At 66.8% G+C, this 16,219-nt stretch carries 15 protein-coding genes; 3 read left to right on the forward strand and 12 right to left on the reverse strand.

Translation table 11 applies throughout. From position 1 onward, the window contains the following. Positions 1-4: 4 nt before the first annotated feature. On the reverse strand, positions 5-2,107 hold the full coding sequence (locus D0Y85_RS10240; RefSeq protein WP_117310374.1) for a PAS domain-containing sensor histidine kinase: 2,103 nt from the start codon (positions 2,105-2,107) through the stop codon (positions 5-7). A gap of 144 nt (positions 2,108-2,251) precedes the next feature. Here D0Y85_RS10240 and D0Y85_RS10245 point away from each other — a divergent pair, with 144 nt between their 5' ends. Beyond that, positions 2,252-5,011, forward strand: a complete 2,760-nt coding sequence (locus D0Y85_RS10245) for an EAL domain-containing protein (protein WP_117310375.1) — start codon at positions 2,252-2,254, stop codon at positions 5,009-5,011. A gap of 84 nt (positions 5,012-5,095) precedes the next feature. Here D0Y85_RS10245 and D0Y85_RS10250 read toward each other — a convergent pair whose 3' ends face one another. From D0Y85_RS10250 to D0Y85_RS10280, 7 genes are all read right to left on the reverse strand, one after another. Then, positions 5,096-6,145, reverse strand: coding sequence for a GAD-like domain-containing protein (locus D0Y85_RS10250; RefSeq protein ID WP_162887647.1), 1,050 nt, complete (start codon positions 6,143-6,145; stop codon positions 5,096-5,098). Positions 6,146-6,333: 188 nt separating this feature from the next. Then, on the reverse strand, positions 6,334-6,549 hold the full coding sequence (locus D0Y85_RS10255) for a hypothetical protein (RefSeq protein WP_033831055.1): 216 nt from the start codon (positions 6,547-6,549) through the stop codon (positions 6,334-6,336). 98 nt (positions 6,550-6,647) lie between these two features. After that, a complete protein-coding gene (locus tag D0Y85_RS10260; RefSeq protein WP_093818271.1) occupies positions 6,648-7,838 on the reverse strand; it encodes a methyl-accepting chemotaxis protein in 1,191 nt (396 codons plus the stop codon). Between the two features lie 215 nt (positions 7,839-8,053). Then, positions 8,054-8,668: a high frequency lysogenization protein HflD gene (gene hflD, locus D0Y85_RS10265; RefSeq protein ID WP_117310377.1), complete on the reverse strand. Its 615-nt coding sequence runs from the start codon at positions 8,666-8,668 to the stop codon at positions 8,054-8,056. Then, positions 8,665-9,807 (reverse strand): tRNA 2-thiouridine(34) synthase MnmA, encoded by a 1,143-nt coding sequence (gene mnmA, locus D0Y85_RS10270; RefSeq protein WP_117310378.1) that lies wholly within the window; start codon positions 9,805-9,807, stop codon positions 8,665-8,667. The genes hflD and mnmA overlap by 4 nt, the downstream gene beginning before the upstream one ends. After that, on the reverse strand, positions 9,804-10,265 hold the full coding sequence (locus tag D0Y85_RS10275; protein ID WP_025879125.1) for an NUDIX hydrolase: 462 nt from the start codon (positions 10,263-10,265) through the stop codon (positions 9,804-9,806). Before D0Y85_RS10275 ends, mnmA begins: the two co-directional genes overlap by 4 nt. Before the next feature lies 1 nt (position 10,266). Beyond that, complete coding sequence (locus D0Y85_RS10280; RefSeq protein ID WP_117310379.1) at positions 10,267-10,755, reverse strand: hypothetical protein; 489 nt, start codon at positions 10,753-10,755, stop codon at positions 10,267-10,269. Positions 10,756-10,868: 113 nt separating this feature from the next. Between D0Y85_RS10280 and clpS the strand changes: the two genes are divergently transcribed. Further along, positions 10,869-11,195 (forward strand): ATP-dependent Clp protease adapter ClpS, encoded by a 327-nt coding sequence (gene clpS, locus D0Y85_RS10285; protein ID WP_025879127.1) that lies wholly within the window; start codon positions 10,869-10,871, stop codon positions 11,193-11,195. 46 nt (positions 11,196-11,241) lie between these two features. Here clpS and D0Y85_RS10290 read toward each other — a convergent pair whose 3' ends face one another. Further along, entirely contained in the window at positions 11,242-12,054 is an 813-nt protein-coding gene (locus D0Y85_RS10290) for an APH(6) family putative aminoglycoside O-phosphotransferase (protein ID WP_117310380.1), read from the reverse strand. A 137-nt stretch (positions 12,055-12,191) separates the two neighbouring features. On the opposite strand from D0Y85_RS10290, the gene clpA reads away from it, so the two are divergent. Further along, positions 12,192-14,474 (forward strand): ATP-dependent Clp protease ATP-binding subunit ClpA, encoded by a 2,283-nt coding sequence (clpA, locus tag D0Y85_RS10295; RefSeq protein ID WP_117310381.1) that lies wholly within the window; start codon positions 12,192-12,194, stop codon positions 14,472-14,474. A gap of 73 nt (positions 14,475-14,547) precedes the next feature. Here clpA and D0Y85_RS10300 read toward each other — a convergent pair whose 3' ends face one another. The 3 genes from D0Y85_RS10300 to aat form a co-directional block, all read right to left on the reverse strand. Further along, positions 14,548-14,943: a hypothetical protein gene (locus D0Y85_RS10300; RefSeq protein ID WP_117310382.1), complete on the reverse strand. Its 396-nt coding sequence runs from the start codon at positions 14,941-14,943 to the stop codon at positions 14,548-14,550. A 203-nt stretch (positions 14,944-15,146) separates the two neighbouring features. Next, positions 15,147-15,365 (reverse strand): translation initiation factor IF-1, encoded by a 219-nt coding sequence (infA, locus tag D0Y85_RS10305; protein ID WP_005409596.1) that lies wholly within the window; start codon positions 15,363-15,365, stop codon positions 15,147-15,149. Positions 15,366-15,451: 86 nt separating this feature from the next. Further along, complete coding sequence (gene aat / locus D0Y85_RS10310; protein ID WP_117311900.1) at positions 15,452-16,192, reverse strand: leucyl/phenylalanyl-tRNA--protein transferase; 741 nt, start codon at positions 16,190-16,192, stop codon at positions 15,452-15,454. Positions 16,193-16,219 lie beyond the last annotated feature (27 nt).

The raw sequence follows: 16,219 nt of genomic DNA on the forward strand, positions 1-16,219 counted from the left end.
GGGCTCAGTATTCCGCTGACTCGACGGCCGCCGTAACAGCGGCCTGGTAAGGAAGGTGGACATCGACGAGGGTACCGGCGCCATGCGCCGACTCGATCCGCACGTGGCCGCCCACGCTCTGCGCGCGCTCGCGCATCACGATCAGGCCGAGGCCGCGCGGGCCATCCGGATCGAACCCTTCGCCATCGTCACGGATCATCAGGTGCAGCCCGCGCTGGTCGACGTCGCGCAGCTGCAGCACCACCTGGCTGGCGCGCGCGTGGCGCAGCGCATTGGTCAGGCTTTCCTGGGCGATGCGGAAGCAGGCCTGCTCGATGCTGTTGTCCGGGCGCGTGGGCAGCGATTCGATCTCGGCCTGCAGCTCGACGCTGGACGAGCGGAACAGCACGCGTGCCTGCCAGCTCAATGCCGCTTCCAGGCCCAGCGCATCCAGCTGCGGTGGCCGCAGCAGGGTGGAGATGTCGCGCAGCTTGGCAACGGTGGTATCGGCCAGGCTGACGATCTGCGCCAGGTCCTCGCCGCGCCGCTGCGCATCGTCCTCGTCCTGCGCCGCATAGGCCGACAGCTTGATCGCGGTGATCGCCTGGCCGATGTCATCGTGCAGGTCGCGCGAGATCGCCCGGCGCTCGTCCTCCTGCAGCGAGAACAGGCGGCCAGCCATCGCCTGCAGTTCGCGGTTGCTGGTCTCCAGCGCGCTGCGGGTCTGTTCGGATTCACTCAGGTCGCGCACGATCAGCAGCTTGCAGTCGCGCCCGCCGTAGCGCACGTCACCTACCGCAATGCCAGCCTGGAAGCTGCGGCCATCGGCGCGCTGCATGGCCACCACGCTGCTGTGGCCCGGGCTGTGCTGGGGCTGCCCAGCGCGCATCTGCGCGCGCATCCGGGCCAGGTCGCCGGCTGCCACCAGGGCTGACAGCGGCTCGCCCAGCAGCGTGTGGCTGCCGTAGCCGAACAGGCCGGCCGCCCACGCATTGGCATACAGCACATGTTCGTCGGACAGGATCACCACGCCATCGGGCAGCACTCGCACCAGCTCGCGGAACTGCTCTTCGCGTTCGCGCAGCAGGCGCCGCGACTGCTCACGCTCGGTCACGTCCTGCAACGTGCCCAGTATCCGGTCACGTCCGGCTTCATCCACGCCGCTGGCGGCGCGCAGGTGCACCATCAGCGCACGGCCATCCATTGCCAGTACCGGCAGCAGCACGTCCACCTGCACCTGCTCACCCGAGCACAGCTCGGCCAGCACCTGGTCGGTCTGTGCGGCCGTGGCCGGGTCGGCTGCCACCAGCAGCTCGTCGAAACGGTGCCAGCGTCGCGCCTCGGGCGGGCGACGGCCCAGCAGGCGATAGACCTGGTTGGAGTAACGGCCCTGGCCGGTGGACGGGTCCAGCTCCCACGCGCCGATCCGGGCCAGCTCGTGGGCTTCTTCCACGCGGGCCAATGCCTGGTCGCGCCGCAGCTGGGCCAGGTCTTCAGCGGTGCGGTCGATGGCGATCAGCAGGCGCGCAGTGTGGCCGTCGTAGTCGATTGCGTTCGAACGCAGTTCCATCTGCCGCAGGCTGCCATCACGCAGCTGCAACTGCGCGCGCAGGATGCACAGCTGCTCGGGCGCGCCGCGGATCTCCTCCAGCTTGGTCTGCAACGCCTGGTCCTGGCCGGGTGGCCAGAGCACGTCGATGGTCTGCGCCAGAAGCGCCTCGCGGTCCCAGCCGAAGGTGGTGCAAGCCGCCGGATTGGCATCGAGGATGGCCAGGCTGTCCAGGTCATACACCAGGATCGGGCCCGGGTTGCCCTCGAACATCTGCCGCAGGCGCAGTTCGGAGGCCTGCAGGCGGGCATGGGTGTGCAGCACGTGCTCGGCCAGCGGCCGCAGCAGCAGGTACAGCAGGCCGGCGCTGGCCAAAGCGAAGAACGCGCCCTTCATGCTCTGCCAGAGCGCCGCCTGCTGCGGGTCGGGCACCAGCGCGGTCACCGCGCCGTCGGTGGCGATCATCCAGGCCAGCGCCATCGCCAGGTAGCTCAGCACGATGCGCCGACGGTCGCGCCCCAGCGCCTGCGCCATCCGCGGGTCGGGAACAGGGGCGGTGCCGGTCGGTTCTACGGGCATGGACAGGGCAGGGAGGCGGGCGGGGAAGAAGGGGTGCTGGCCATCTTACCGCGCAGCTGTGCCCTGGCCACTCAATTATCCGCCGCAGGCGCCGTTAACCACTGCGTGCCCCGCTGTCGGGCGTTTCATCCGGAGCAAGATCGCGTGGACCAAGGGATCATCGCCAGCCTGCTGCAGCATCCGCTTGCCTCGGCGCTGGTCATCGTCGACCGCAGCGGGCGCCCGCTCGCGGCCAATCCGGCTGCGCGCGAGCATGGCCTGCCGGCCACCGTGGCCGCCTACGCGCCGATGCTGGAAGACCTGCGCCTGCTGGCTGCCGACGGTGGCATCGTCGCCTGCACGCTGCCGGGCGGCCCGCGCGGTCACTACGATGGCCACCTGCGCGCCGTGCACGACGGCAGCGGCAACCTGCTCGCCTTCACCCTCAGCGTGCCCGAGCCGGTACCGGTTGATGGGGGCGGTCGCTGGGAACTTGCACTGGACAGCGCCGGCCACAGCCTGTGGGACTGGGACATCCCCAGCGACCGGGTGGCGCGCACGCCGACACTGGGTGAGGAAACCGCCACGCAGATGCTGGCGCGCGTGCACGCCGACGACATCACCCAGGTGCGTGCCGCGTTGGATGAACACCTGCACGGCGACAGTGATCAGTACAGCGCCCAGTTCCGCTTCCGCCAGGCCGATGGCCAGTGGCGGTGGGTGCTGGACCGCGGCCGGGTGGTGGCCCGTACCGCCGATGGCCAGCCGCTGCGCATGGTCGGCACCCATACCGACATCGAGCAGCAGAAGCAGCTGGAAGCCCTGCTGCAGGAGCAACAACTTCATCTGCGCGAAGCCCAGCGCATCGCCAGCATGGGCAGCTGGTCGTTCGATCCGCACAGCCGCCAGTTCTGGTGGTCGCCGGAACTGCGCTCGCTGCTGGCGCTGCGACAGGACAGCATCCCGGGGCAGCGACGCTGGCTCAAGCAGCTGCACCCGCGCTCACGTGGTGCACTGCGTGCGGCCTGGCGCCGCCTGTGGCGCGATGGCCGGGCCGCCAACCTCGAACTGGAACTGACCCGCGGCAACGAACCCTCGCAGCATCTGCGGTTGTGGATGCAACCGTTGCTGGGCATGGACGGGCAGCCCAAGCGCCTGCTGGGGCAGGTGCAGAACATCACCGAACAGCATCAGACCGATGCCCTCATCCGCTGGCGTACCGAGCTGCTCAACCGCGTGTCCGCGCTGGGTCGCATCGGTGGTTGCGAGATCGAAGTGGCGACGCGCAACATGCAATGGACCGAGGAGTGTTATCGCATTCACGGCCTGCGCAAGGAACCGATCACCCTCGACCAGGCGCTCGCGTTGTATGCCGAGGATTCGCGTGCGGCGTTTGAAGCGGCGCTGGGGCGCATTGCCGGTGGCGGCCTGCCAGAGCAGCTGGATCTGTGCTTCTACCGCCAGTCCGGGTTGCGCGTATGGGTGCAGGTGCTGATCGAACTGGACCGTCGTGATGGCCTGCCGCCGCGCTTTGTGGTCCTGTTCCGTGACATCACCCGCGAGCGCGAAGCGAACGAGCGGATTGAACTGCTTGCCCACTACGACCTGCTGACCGGACTGCCCAACCGGGTGCTGCTGGGCGAGCAGACCTCCGAAGCCATCGAAGAAGCGCGCGATCGCGGCACCTCGCTGGCGATGCTGTTCATCGACCTGGACGGCTTCAAGAACATCAACGACAGCTTCGGCCACGCCACCGGCGATGCGCTGCTGAAGGCCGCCGCCACCCGGCTGCACCAGAACCTGCGCAACAACGACCTGTTCGGCCGCTTCAGCGGCGACGAGTTCATCGTGGTGCTGCGCGACCTGGCCGAACCGGAAGATGCCGGGCACGTGGCGCGCAAACTGATCAATTCGCTGGCCGAGCCGCTGCGCCGTGGCGACACCACCTTGAAAGTGGGTGCCAGCGTGGGCATCGCCATGCTCGGCGAGAGCCAGACCGACTTCGATTCGCTGCTGCGCGCTGCCGACGCAGCGATGTACGCGGCCAAGGAAGCTGGTCGCAATACCTATCAGTATTACAGCCAGGACGCGCTGGCGCGGATCCAGCGCCGGCTGGAGATCGAGCACGGCCTGCACGGCGCCATCGAGCGCGACGAGTTCAGCCTGGCCTACCAGCCACTGCTGCACGCCCATCACGGCGAGCCCCCGGCAATCGAGGCGTTGCTGCGCTGGCATCGCCCGGGCATCGGCTACTGCAGCCCGGCAGAATTCATTCCGATCGCCGAAAAGTGCGGCGAAATCGTCCGCATCGGCGACTGGGTATTGTCCGAAGCCTGTCGCCAGGCAGCCGCGTGGGATCGTGCCGGCCTGCAGTTCGAGCGCATCGCCGTAAACGTGTCGGCAGTGCAGTTGCGCGATCGTGGCTTTGCCGAGCGCGTGATCGAGATCTGCCACGCGCACGGCTGGCCGCCGCAGCGGCTGGAGCTGGAGCTGACCGAATCTGCGTTGATCCGTGACACCGACATCCTGCGCCACTGCTTCGATGTGCTGGAACGGCACGGCGTGCCGCTGGCGGTGGATGACTTCGGTACCGGCTTCTCCAACCTCAATTACCTCAACCGTTTCCCGGTCGGCCGCCTGAAGATCGACCGCAGCTTCGTGCAGGGCATGCTGCATGACTCGGGCACCGCCGAGGTGACCCAGGCCATCGTCCATCTTGGCCACGCACTGGGCATGAAGGTGGTGGCCGAGGGCGTGGAAACACACCAGGAAGAGGACATGCTGCGCCGCCAGGGCTGCGACGAGATCCAGGGCTACCTGTACTCGCGCCCGCTCACACCGCGCGACCTGGCGCAGTGGCTGCGCCAGCAGCACCTCGCCCCAGGCCGAACCGATGCCGCCAGCGAAGTGATGCTGGCGCGCTGAGGCGCCGCGACCCTGCTCTGGTGGGTGCCGACCGTAGGTCGGCACTGATGCCTGAGATCGCGATCAGCTATGCACAGCGCAGATTTACCTGTATTCAGCATCGGGCCGGAAGGACCGCCTCGCTGCTGTCTGCTCGGCAAGTGATTTCAGTTCAGCGAGACGATCCCGCTTGACCAGGTGCGCTGCCTCCCAGCCGCCTTCGACAACCGCGGGCGAGAAACTGTAAATCTCGTTCGGAGCCAGAGGCCCCAGGGAATCGAGTGCATGTGCATGCAAGGGCCGCTCCTCTTCGTCGGTGACGTCAAGATAAGGCCCATCCAAGACGTCCAGCAGGAACGCCAGTTTCCAGTAGCGTTCCGCCGCATCGGCGGGGCCCGGTACATCCGAGTCCGCCGAAACCTGTGCGCCGTGCGGGTCGATGTTGATCTGCACGGCGGTATTCTCCCCACACAACAGAATCTGGCCGAAAGCGGTCACTGCGTAGGCGTGAAATGTATCGGCGTGCTGCAGCGGATTGCCCTGCAGGTAAGTTTCGACAACCCCCGCATACAGGTGGGGATCGACCATGACGAGCCTGTCGTCGCGATAGCGTGCGAACCCGTCGCGTCGCCACAGCGCCAGCAGCAGGTCAGGCAAGACGCCTTCCCATGCCGCAAGTGTTGCCTCGGGAACCGCCTCGCCTTTGGAGCTCACAGTGAAGCTCTGCATGAACGCGTCGGATTCAATGCCCGCTGGTTGCGCTCCCATGGCTGGGGCGGCCAGCGCATTTCCGTCGAAGCCGATTGACAGATAGCCCAGGAACGTCAGCATCGCCTCGGCGTGTGCAAGCTGCGGGGTCGATTCGTGGGATGGAATGGCGGTTGCTTTGCTTCCTGAGACAAGCAACAAGGCGCCCGCTGGAAGGCCGTGCCACGACTCCTCCAGCACCAGATAGTGCTGCAGTGCCTCATCGGCATCATCGTCAAGGATGATGACTGGCGGACCGTCGTGCACGCACCCCGCGGCCACCTCGACCGCTGCGTCGATCACGCCTGCGTCAGGATCGTACGGATCGATCGGAGCGGAGTAGGGCTGTTGGAACTCTCCAAATGTCTGCAGGGCCCGCTGAAGCGCCTCGAGTGAATCGGGATCCATGGTCAATGGGTGAGGGGGTGCCGGAAGCTGCAAGGCAACTGAAAGGCAGAGGGCTGTGCTGGACATCGGGCGGCAGTCTGATCAGAGCCGGAATCGGCCTGTCACGATGAACGGCGGATTGGCCGAGGTCCATGCAAACAATCCGAAACTGTATGGCTCTGGTGGATCCATCCACGCATGGCGTGGATCTACTTCAAGGCTTCCCCATCCAGCCCCAGGTCCCACGCCAGGCCCAGCACGTCATCGCCGGCTGCCGGTGGGGCAGGGCGCGCGTCGGCCAGCTTCTGCAGCTCCTGGATTTCTTCGCGGGCCACCTCTTCCAGCTGGCGCAGCTGCTCACGTACGCCCGCATTGCGCGGGCGCTCGTTCTCGTTGATCGGGGGCAGGGCGCGGATCAGGGTCATGGTGCGCTTGCAGGATGCATTCAAAGGCGGGTCACACGCAAAGGCCCCGGCAGAACCGGGGCCTCGCACGCTGCCGGACGGGGCAGCGGACATCAGGATCAGAACAGCTCGACCGTACCGGCGCCCATGCTCTGCTGGGCAACCGGCTTGTGCGGCGGGCGCTCCCATTCGCTGCGCAGTTCGCGCAGGCGGTTGCCGGTGCGCTGCAGGGCAGAGGCGATTTCTTCGTCGAACACGCCGCCATTGCGATGCAGCAGTTCCTGCAGGGCCACCGCTTCGCGATTGATCGCGGTCAGGCGGTCCAGGTGGGTATGCACGCCACCCAGGGCCTGGGTGGCGATGTCCTCGAACTGCAGGGCACGCACGGCTTCGGCCACGCTGCCATCGATCGAGCGCGCGCAGTCGGACACTTCGCGCATGCCGTCACCCAGCGAAGCGTTGATCTGCGCCACGTTGTCCAGCATCGCCGCCGCTTCCTGGCGCGCTTCACGGGAGCGGTCCATATCGCGCGAGGCCATGTGCGAAACCGTCTCGCGGACCTTGGCGATGGCATCCTTGGAGCTGTGCGCCAGCTTGCGGATCTGCTCGTTGAAGGTGGTCGAACGCTCGGACAGGTTGCGGACCTCGTCGGCAACCACGGCGAAACCACGACCGGCTTCACCGGCACGCGCAGCTTCGATGGCAGCGTTCAGGGCCAGCAGGTTGGTCTGGTCGGCAATCGACTTGACGTCTTCCAGCAGCGCGAAGATGCCATCCAGGTGCTGCGCCATCTGGTCGATGTGCTGCACGGTGGTGCTGCTCTGGCCGCTGACCTGCTCCAGCGCTTCCACCAGCTGTTCCATGCGGTGGCTGGCGTGCTGGGCGAAACGGGCAACGTCGAGGCCGGCGCCGCCTTCGTCACCGGCGCGGTCGACGATGCGTGACAGGGCCTGGCTCTGCTGGCGCGACTTGCGGTTCATGGCATCGAAGCTGCCGCCGAGGCTGGAGACGGCCTGGCGGATCAGGTCGCGGGCGCGTTCCACTTCACCACGCGAACCGTCGATCTCGTTGCCGACGAAGTTGCGCAGTTCGGTCAGCAGCTGGTCCTGCTCACGCAGGACACGGGCATGTTCCGGGGAACGGTGCGCCTGGGCGCGGGCGGTCCACCACGCAAAGCCGAGCCAGCTCAGCGTCATCGTGGTCAGGATCGCCCAGCGCAGGGCGGCCGGCCATTCGAAACCGATGGCGAAGGGGAGCAGCAGGGTCAGGGCCAGGGGGGCGGCCAGACGGATGAAAATGCGTGAGTACATGGACGTTCTCGGGAGGTGCACGGAGGATGTATCGGCCGTACCCCCTTTCTCTTTAACGTCGATGTGCTCTCTGAATGCGCCGGATTTCCGGCGCCGTCCGCCGGGCATGGCCCGGCGCTACCCTCGTGGCGCGCGGTCGGTAGCGCCGGGCCATGCCCGGCGGGCTCGTGGCGCTCGGTCGATAGCGCCGGGCCATGCCCGGCGGCTCCTCGCCCTCAGGCCAGCTGCCGGTCCACGGCCTCGACCATCGCCTTGCGGCTGAGCAGGAAGTCCCAGTAGCTGCCACCCAGCTGCCGCCACAGCACGGCGGCGCGCACGGCGGCCAGCAGCAGCGCGCGGATCTCGGCCACCACGCCGGCCTGGCCCAGGTAATGCGGGTTGCCCTGCACCATGACCCGCGGCTTGAGGTGGCTGATGGTGTCTGCATACAGGCCGCCCAGCGCAGCCAGAACATCCGGGTGGCCGCTGTCGCCGAGCTCGGCGGCCTGGCGCTGGGCGCGCTCGATGCCTGAGGCGACCTTGTTCACAGTGGCGCCGTCCTGCACGAAGCGGCGCTCCAGCTGCAGTACCGACAGGGCCAGCTTGGGCAGGATCGGGTCCTGGCCCTGGCTGCGGAAATAATTGTGCAGCAGGCGCAGGCCGGATTTCAGGGCGTGCCGATCGCCAAAAACCGCCTGCGGCGAGGCCGCATCGATGCGGAACACGCTGTCCACGGCAGTGCGCACGGCAGCGGCGTCGGAGTGGCCGGTATCGGCGATACGGCGTACCTGCTGCAGGGCCTGGGCAATGCCGGCCAAAGCCAGAACGCGGTCGTCGACAGTGAAACTCATGCAGCGATTACCTCAAAAGGAGAAGGGGTGGTGCGCAGGCGCTGTTCCAGCGGCGCGTCGGTGGCGGCGATCACCGCGCCACCCAGGCAGACCTCACCGTCATACAGCACCAACGATTGCCCGGGGGTGACTGCACGCTGCGGCCGGGCGAAGGTGACCTGCACGCTGCCGTCGTCCAGCACATCCACCGTGCACGGCTCATCGGGCTGGCGGTAGCGGGTCTGCGCGCTGCATTCAAAACGCCGTGCCGGTGGTGCGCCGGCAATCCAGTGCGCGGTCTCCGAGCGCAGCCGGCTGGACAGCATCCACGGGCTGTCACGGTCCTGGTCCACGTACAGCACGTTGCTGGCCACGTCCTTGCCGACCACATACCAGGGCGCGGCAGGGCGGCCGCGCACGCCGCCGATGTTCAGGCCTTCGCGCTGGCCCAGGGTGAAATAGAAGACGCCAGGATGTTCGGCGATCACGCTGCCATCGCCGGGGTCGAGGATCTGCCCGGCCTTGGCCGGCAGGTAGCGTCCAAGGAACTCGCGGAAATCGCGCTCGCCGATGAAGCAGATGCCGGTGGAATCCTTCTTGGCGTGGGTCGGCAGGCTGACGTCGCGGGCAATCCGGCGCAGGTCGCTCTTTTCCAGGTCACCAATGGGGAACAGGGTGGCCGCCAGCTGCTCCTGCCCCAGCTGGTGCAGGAAGTAGCTCTGGTCCTTGGAACGGTCGGCGCCGCGCAGCAGCAGCCACTGATGGCCGCGCTGGGCAATGCGCGCGTAATGGCCGGTGGCGATCCGCTCGGCGCCCAGTTCGCGGGCCGCATCGAGGAAGTGCTTGAACTTCACTTCGCGGTTGCACAGCACGTCCGGGTTCGGCGTGCGGCCGGCGGCGTACTCGGCCAGGAAGTGCTCGAACACCCCCTGCCAGTATTCGTTGGAGAAGTCGCGGAAATGGAACGGAATGCCCAGCAGTCCGCAGACCGCTACCGCGTCGCGGCGGTCGTCCTCGGCGCGGCAGTCACCGCTGCCGTCGTCGGCCCAGTTCTGCATGAACAGACCGGCCACGGCCTCGCCCTGCTGCACCAGGCGCCAGGCAGCCACGGAAGAATCCACGCCGCCAGACACGCCAACCATCACCCGTGGGCTGCTCATGCGACCTCCCGGACCAGTGCAAGCGGATAGCGCTGGCCGGCCAGGTAGTCGGCCAGCACCTGCCAGACCAGCGGGCTGCGCTGGCGTCCGGCGGCGGCCTGCAGTTCGGCCGGGGTCATCCACAGCGCCCGGTCGATGCCGGCATCCAGCGGCCGCGCCGGGTCGTGCGAGACCGGGCGCGCGGCATAACAGAAGCGCAGGAACGGGGTGCCGTCACCGGCGGTCCACTGGTAGCAGCCGATGAAGGCGGTCAGTTCCACCGTCCAGCCGGTTTCCTCGACGGTCTCGCGCAGGGCGGCCTCGGCCAGGCTTTCACCCGGCTCCAGATGCCCGGCCGGCTGGTTCAGCACCTGCCGGCCCTCGATGGTTTCTTCCACCAGCAGCACCCTGCCGCCGTCGACCACCACGGTGGCGACGGTTGCATGCGGTGCCCAGCGCGGGTCCGGCGAGGTGTTCAACTCAGAGGTCGTCCTTCTTGGTCAGCTCCAGCTCCATCGCGTCGGCGGTGCGGATGGCCGCATCGATGGCGTCGCTGAGCTGGTCGGCGGTGGCATCGGCATCGATCTTCACCACGAACATCGCGGTCGACTCCTGCTTCACCCAGCCGCCCATCTTGGCGTCCTGCGAATCCTCCAGCAGGCGGTTGGCCACGGCCACCGGGAACTGCTTGGTCTGCGCGGTGTAACCCGGCGACCAGATCTCGCGGATGTTGTGGGTGCCGAAGTCTTCCACCGCCGAGCGCACATAGACGATCTGGGTGCGGTCCCCTTCAACGTCGAACACCATCTGGTAATCGCCGTCTTCATCCACCTCGTAGGTGTAACCCAGCTTTTCCAGGTGACGGGCAATGGCCTTGTCGGCCTTCGCGCTGTCAGTGGTGGTCGCGGCGCCAGCAGTACCTGCGGCAGCCAGGGCGATCAGCAGGGCGGAGAGAAGGGTCCTTTTCATGAAGATCCTGTGAAACCAAGAGTGTGGGAAGGTGCAATTGTGACGGCGGGCGCCCGTGCCGTCCATTCCGCGCAGGGCCTGCGCACGGCCGTCGCACCCTTTATAATCGGCAGATGCCTCGCGAGTCCGCCCCCGATTCCCACCACGAGCACGGCGTTGCCGTGGAGCCCGCGCGCCCGGAAGTGGCGCCGCCGCCGTTCTACCAGGTCATGCTGCTCAACGACGACTATTCCCCGATGGATTTCGTCGTGGACGTCCTGCAGCAGTTCTTCAACATGGACCTGGACAAGGCCACCCAGGTGATGCTGCACGTCCATACCCGTGGCCGAGGCGTCTGCGGTGTATTCACCCGCGAAGTGGCCGAAACCAAGGTAGCCCAGGTCAACGAGTACGCGCGGATGAACCAGCACCCGCTGCTGTGCACGATGGAGAAGGCCTGACACCGGCGCGGCGTGCCCACCAGGGTGGGCGCCTGCCAGGTTCCAGTCACGCCTCCGCCAGCGCCTGCAGGGCCATCACGGCCACCGCCTCATCGATGTCGGCCGGGTCACCGTCATCCCTGAACCACACCGCTGACAGGCCGGCACTGGCCGCGATCCAGCGCAGCAGCCGCGTGCGCTCGAGATCGGCCAGCCGGCAGACTTGTTCCACCCGGGCATGGAAGCGCTCAGGCCGCGTTGCCACATGGATGCCCGGCCCGCACAGGTCCGGGTTGCTGAACATCGTGGTGTAGTCGAACGCACGGTCGCCCAGCAGTCGTTTCGGGTCGATCGCCAGCCAGCCGCGCGCGCCGAAATCCAGCACGTTGTCGTGGTGCAGGTCGCCATGCAGGGGCCGGATCTCCTGCTCGCCCTCCAGCAGTGCCATCGCCAGCGATCTGCACTGTTCCAGCAATGGCGGCAGCGGTGCCCTTGGTTGCAGCAGATCGGCGAACCATCTACGCAGGCAGACCAGATCTTCTGGTGGCGCGCTCCGTGGCCGGTGCAGCTGCTGCAGGACCTGGCACAGGATCATGGTGCAGGCGTCGTCCTCGCCCTTGATCGAGCGTGGCCGCAGCGAATCGCCGTGCGCCCGTTCGATCAGGATCGCCGGCCCCTCGTGGGCCAGCAGGCGTGCGGCACCGTCGCCGTTCCACCAGCGCAGCAGGCGATGGCCGTTCTGTTCCTCTGTCTCCGTGCTCACCTTCAACATGGCCGCCTCGCCGGAGGCGGTCAGTACTGGCCAGAGCCGGGCATGGGGGGTACGGATCGAAGGACCATCACGTCGCAATCGCCAGCGGCTCAGGTAGGGTTCGCTCATGTGGGTGGGCTGTCCTGGAGTGAACGATGATCAAGCGTTTGGTAGTGCTAACGCCATCTGAACGTCGCAATCCGCTAGGGTGATGGAAATCGTGTAGTCAGGCCGCATATTGTCTCCAACTGCCGCCGGAGTAATCCATGTTCAGCAAAGACCTCGAACACACCATCGGCCAGTGCTACAAGCGCGCCCGTGAGGCCCGACATGAGTTCATGACGGTCGAACACCTGCTGTTGGCACTGCTCGACAACCCGTCCGCCCAGGCCGTATTGAAGGCGTGTGGCGCCGACGCCGACCGCCTGCGCCAAGAGCTGGAGCAGGCCATCGAGGCCTCCGTGTCCCGCCTGGCCGAAGATGACGGCCGCGATACCCAGCCAACCCTGGGCTTCCAGCGCGTGCTGCAGCGGGCCGTGTACCACGTGCAGTCCTCCGGCAAGAAGGAGGTCACCGGCGCCAACGTGCTGGTCGCCATCTTCGGCGAGAAGGACTCCCACGCGGTCTATTACCTCAACCAGCAGGATGTCACCCGGCTGGATGTGGTCAATTACCTGTCCCACGGCATCGCCAAGCTGGGCGAGGAAGGCGAGCAGCCGTCCTCCTCCGACGGTGAGGGCCGCATGGAAGGGGGCGAGGGCGAGCCCAAGGGCGATGCCCTGACCGAGTTCGCCAGCAACCTCAACGAGCAGGCTCGTGCCGGTCGCATCGACCCGCTGGTCGGTCGTGCCGACGAGATCGAGCGCACCATCCAGGTCCTGTGCCGCCGCCGCAAGAACAACCCGCTGTACGTGGGCGAAGCCGGCGTCGGCAAGACCGCGATTGCCGAGGGCCTGGCCCGACGCATCGTTGAAGGCTCGGTGCCGGACGTGCTGGCCGATGCGGTCATCTATTCGCTCGACCTCGGCGCGCTGGTGGCCGGTACCAAATACCGTGGCGACTTCGAAAAGCGCCTGAAGGGCGTGCTGACCGCACTGAAGAAGGTGCCCAATGCAGTGCTGTTCATCGACGAGATCCATACCATCATCGGCGCCGGTTCGGCGTCGGGTGGCACCATGGACGCCTCCAACCTGATCAAGCCGGCACTGGCGTCGGGCGAGCTGCGCTGCATCGGCTCGACCACCTTCCAGGAATACCGCGGCATCTTCGAGAAGGACCGGGCGCTGGCCCGTCGCTTCCAGAAGATCGACATCGTCGAGCCGACCGTGGGCGAAACCTACGAGATCCTGCAGGGCCTGAAGTCCAAGTACGAAGCCCACCACGGCGTCACCTACGCCGATGAAGCGCTGCAGGCCGCCGTCGACCTGTCGGTCAAGCACATCGCCGATCGCCTGCTGCCGGACAAGGCCATCGACGTGATCGATGAGGCCGGTGCCCGCCAGCGCCTGATGCCGGAAGACCAGCGCAAGGAGCTGATCGACGTCGAGGAGGTCGAGGCCATCGTCGCCAAGATGGCGCGCATCCCGGCCAAGCAGGTCAGCGCCACCGACAAGGATGTGCTGCAGCACCTGGAGCGCAACCTGAAGATGGTGATCTTCGGCCAGGATCCTGCCATCGGCACCCTGGCGTCGGCCATCAAGCTGGCACGCTCGGGCCTGGGCAATCCGGAAAAGCCGATCGGCAACTTCCTGTTCGCCGGCCCCACCGGTGTCGGCAAGACCGAGGTGACCAAGCAGCTGGCGCTGCAGCTGGGCATCGAACTGGTCCGTTTCGACATGTCCGAATACATGGAGCCGCATTCGATCAGCCGCCTGATCGGTGCCCCTCCGGGCTACGTCGGCTTCGACCAGGGCGGCCTGCTGACCGAGAAGATCGTCAAGACGCCGCACTGCGTGCTGCTGCTGGATGAAATCGAGAAGGCGCACCCGGACATCTTCAACATCCTGTTGCAGGTGATGGACCGCGGCGTGCTGACCGACACCAACGGCCGCGAAGCCAACTTCAAGAACGTGGTGCTGGTGATGACCACCAACGCCGGCGCGGCGCAGGCCTCGCGGCGCTCGATCGGTTTCACCAAGCAGGACCACGCCACCGATGCGATGGAGACCATCCGTCGTGCCTTCACCCCGGAATTCCGCAACCGCCTCGATGCGGTGGTGCAATTCCAGCCGCTGGGCTTCGAGCACATCCTGCGCGTGGTGGACAAGTTCCTGATCGAGCTGGAGATGCTGCTGCAGGAGAAGCACGTCAGCCTGTCGGCCACGCCGACCGCGCGCGACTGGCTGGCCCACCACGGTTTCGACCCGCTGATGGGCGCCCGCCCGATGGCGCGGGTGCTGCAGGACAAGGTGAAGCGTCCGCTGGCCGACGAACTGCTGTTCGGCAAGCTGGTCAACGGCGGCAAGGTCAGCATCGACGTGCGCAACGACGAGCTGGTGGTCGAGGCGCAGGCCGAGCCGGAACGGCTGTTGCCGGCCACGGTGGAGTAAGGATGTGCCGGGCATTGCCCGGCACTGGCAGCAACGACAGGGCGGCGCAGGCCGCCCTTGTCGTGTCAGCGCCTTACCGGCTGCGTTGGCGGGCCATGCGCTGGAAGGTGGCAGCTTCGAGGGGTTCGATCCGCTCGACCGTGCAGCTGGCACGGTCGGTCTTCAGTACGCTGCGGGAGCCGGCGCACAGCTGGTTGCCTTCACCCTGGGTTTCAAACGCCAGCCGGCGCGAGGTCACGGCGCTGCTGCAGGAGGCTTTGAACACCACACGGTAGTGCTGGTCACCATTGCGCAGCAGCACATCGCGATCGGCGCCGGCGCGGACGATCTGCTGATCTTCGCTCAAGGCAATGCAGCTGTCACCGGCGCTTGCCGACGGCGTGTCGGCGGCCTGGGCGGCGGGTGCGATCAGGGCGGCAGTGCTGAGTACCAGGGCGGCGAAGCCAGCGGGCAGGGAGGTCACGTTCATGGCAGGGGCAGGGGATGGCGATCCGGACTGGATCGGATGCCACGATGACGCCGCCGCTGCGAATGCGAATCTGCCGCAAGCATGGCTGACCGATGTCACGGTGCATTCGGTCAGGGTGCCGTCCGGCAGGGCCGGATTGCAGGCATGACAAAAGGCCAGCGTCCAGGGCTGGCCTTGTCGAGGTGGCGCAACGCGCCAGCCGCTTACTTCATTCGGTAGGTGATACGACCCTTGGTCAGGTCGTACGGGGTCATTTCAACCTTGACCCGGTCACCGGTGAGGATGCGGATGTAGTTCTTGCGCATGCGGCCGGAGATGTGGGCAATGATTTCGTGCCCATTTTCCAGACGAACGCGGAAAGTGGTGTTCGGCAGCGTCTCGCTGACGGTGCCCTCGAACTCGATGGAATCGTCTTTCGACATGTAGTCCTGTGCGGTTCAGAAAACGGCCACGCTGGGCCTAAGGCGCAGTATTTTACGCGTCAAACGCCCAGCTTGCAAAGATTGTGTTATTCCCCGGCAAAATCCGCTGCCTGCACGCGCCCGACGAGCCGGGTCCAGGCGCCTTCCCGGGCCGGCGCCTGTACCGCGCTGCGGACCTGCTGCAGAAACGGAGCGCGCGGCAGATGCTCGGCGCCCATGCGCAGCAGATGCGGATTCTCCACCTGCGCGTCGATCAGTGGCCAACCCCAGCCGTGCAGCGTGCGTGCCAGTGCGGCCAGCGCCACCTTGGAGCCGCCACTTTCGCCACTGAACATGCTTTCACCAAAGAACATCGTGCCGATGGCCACGCCATAGATGCCGCCGACCAGTGTCTGCCGATCCCACACCTCGAAGGAATGTGCGAAACCCAGGTCGTGCAGCTGGCTGTAGGCATCCACCATCGCCGGGCTGATCCAGGTGCCGTCCTGGCCGGGGCGGGGCGCGCTGGCGCAGGCACGCATCACCTGGCTGAAGGCGGTATCGGCGGTCACTTCCCAGCGGTTGCCGCGCAGTTGCCGGCGGAACCTGCTGCTCAGGTGCACGCCGTCGGTACGGAACACCATGCGCGGGTCCGGCGACCACCACAGGATTGGCTCGCCTTCACTGAACCACGGAAAGATGCCGCCGGCATAGGCATTGAGCAGGCGCAGCGGGTGCAGGTCGCCGCCCACTGCAAGCAGGCCATCGGGTTGGCGCAGCGCTGTCTCGGCCGGCGGGAAGGGGGCATCCGGCGCATCGGCCAGGCGCCAGGGCAACTGACGGGTCATGCCGGCATTGTATTCGTCGTGGCGATG

The organism is Stenotrophomonas sp. G4 (assembly GCF_003428825.1).
Lineage (GTDB): Bacteria > Pseudomonadota > Gammaproteobacteria > Xanthomonadales > Xanthomonadaceae > Stenotrophomonas > Stenotrophomonas indicatrix.

Excerpts from the sequence above, each read along its gene's own strand:
- aat (WP_117311900.1), bottom strand. The coding sequence starts at position 16,192 with ATGACCCGTCAGTTGCCCTGGCGCCTGGCCGATGCGCCGGATGCCCCC.
- D0Y85_RS10250 (WP_162887647.1), bottom strand. The coding sequence starts at position 6,145 with ATGGATCCCGATTCACTCGAGGCGCTTCAGCGGGCCCTGCAGACATTT.
- D0Y85_RS10240 (WP_117310374.1), bottom strand. The coding sequence starts at position 2,107 with ATGCCCGTAGAACCGACCGGCACCGCCCCTGTTCCCGACCCGCGGATG.
- D0Y85_RS10260 (WP_093818271.1), bottom strand. The coding sequence starts at position 7,838 with ATGTACTCACGCATTTTCATCCGTCTGGCCGCCCCCCTGGCCCTGACC.
- D0Y85_RS10290 (WP_117310380.1), bottom strand. The coding sequence starts at position 12,054 with ATGAGCGAACCCTACCTGAGCCGCTGGCGATTGCGACGTGATGGTCCT.
- mnmA (WP_117310378.1), bottom strand. The coding sequence starts at position 9,807 with ATGAGCAGCCCACGGGTGATGGTTGGCGTGTCTGGCGGCGTGGATTCT.
- infA (WP_005409596.1), bottom strand. The coding sequence starts at position 15,365 with ATGTCGAAAGACGATTCCATCGAGTTCGAGGGCACCGTCAGCGAGACG.
- hflD (WP_117310377.1), bottom strand. The coding sequence starts at position 8,668 with ATGAGTTTCACTGTCGACGACCGCGTTCTGGCTTTGGCCGGCATTGCC.
- clpA (WP_117310381.1), top strand. The coding sequence starts at position 12,192 with ATGTTCAGCAAAGACCTCGAACACACCATCGGCCAGTGCTACAAGCGC.
- clpS (WP_025879127.1), top strand. The coding sequence starts at position 10,869 with ATGCCTCGCGAGTCCGCCCCCGATTCCCACCACGAGCACGGCGTTGCC.
- D0Y85_RS10300 (WP_117310382.1), bottom strand. The coding sequence starts at position 14,943 with ATGAACGTGACCTCCCTGCCCGCTGGCTTCGCCGCCCTGGTACTCAGC.
- D0Y85_RS10255 (WP_033831055.1), bottom strand. The coding sequence starts at position 6,549 with ATGACCCTGATCCGCGCCCTGCCCCCGATCAACGAGAACGAGCGCCCG.
- D0Y85_RS10280 (WP_117310379.1), bottom strand. The coding sequence starts at position 10,755 with ATGAAAAGGACCCTTCTCTCCGCCCTGCTGATCGCCCTGGCTGCCGCA.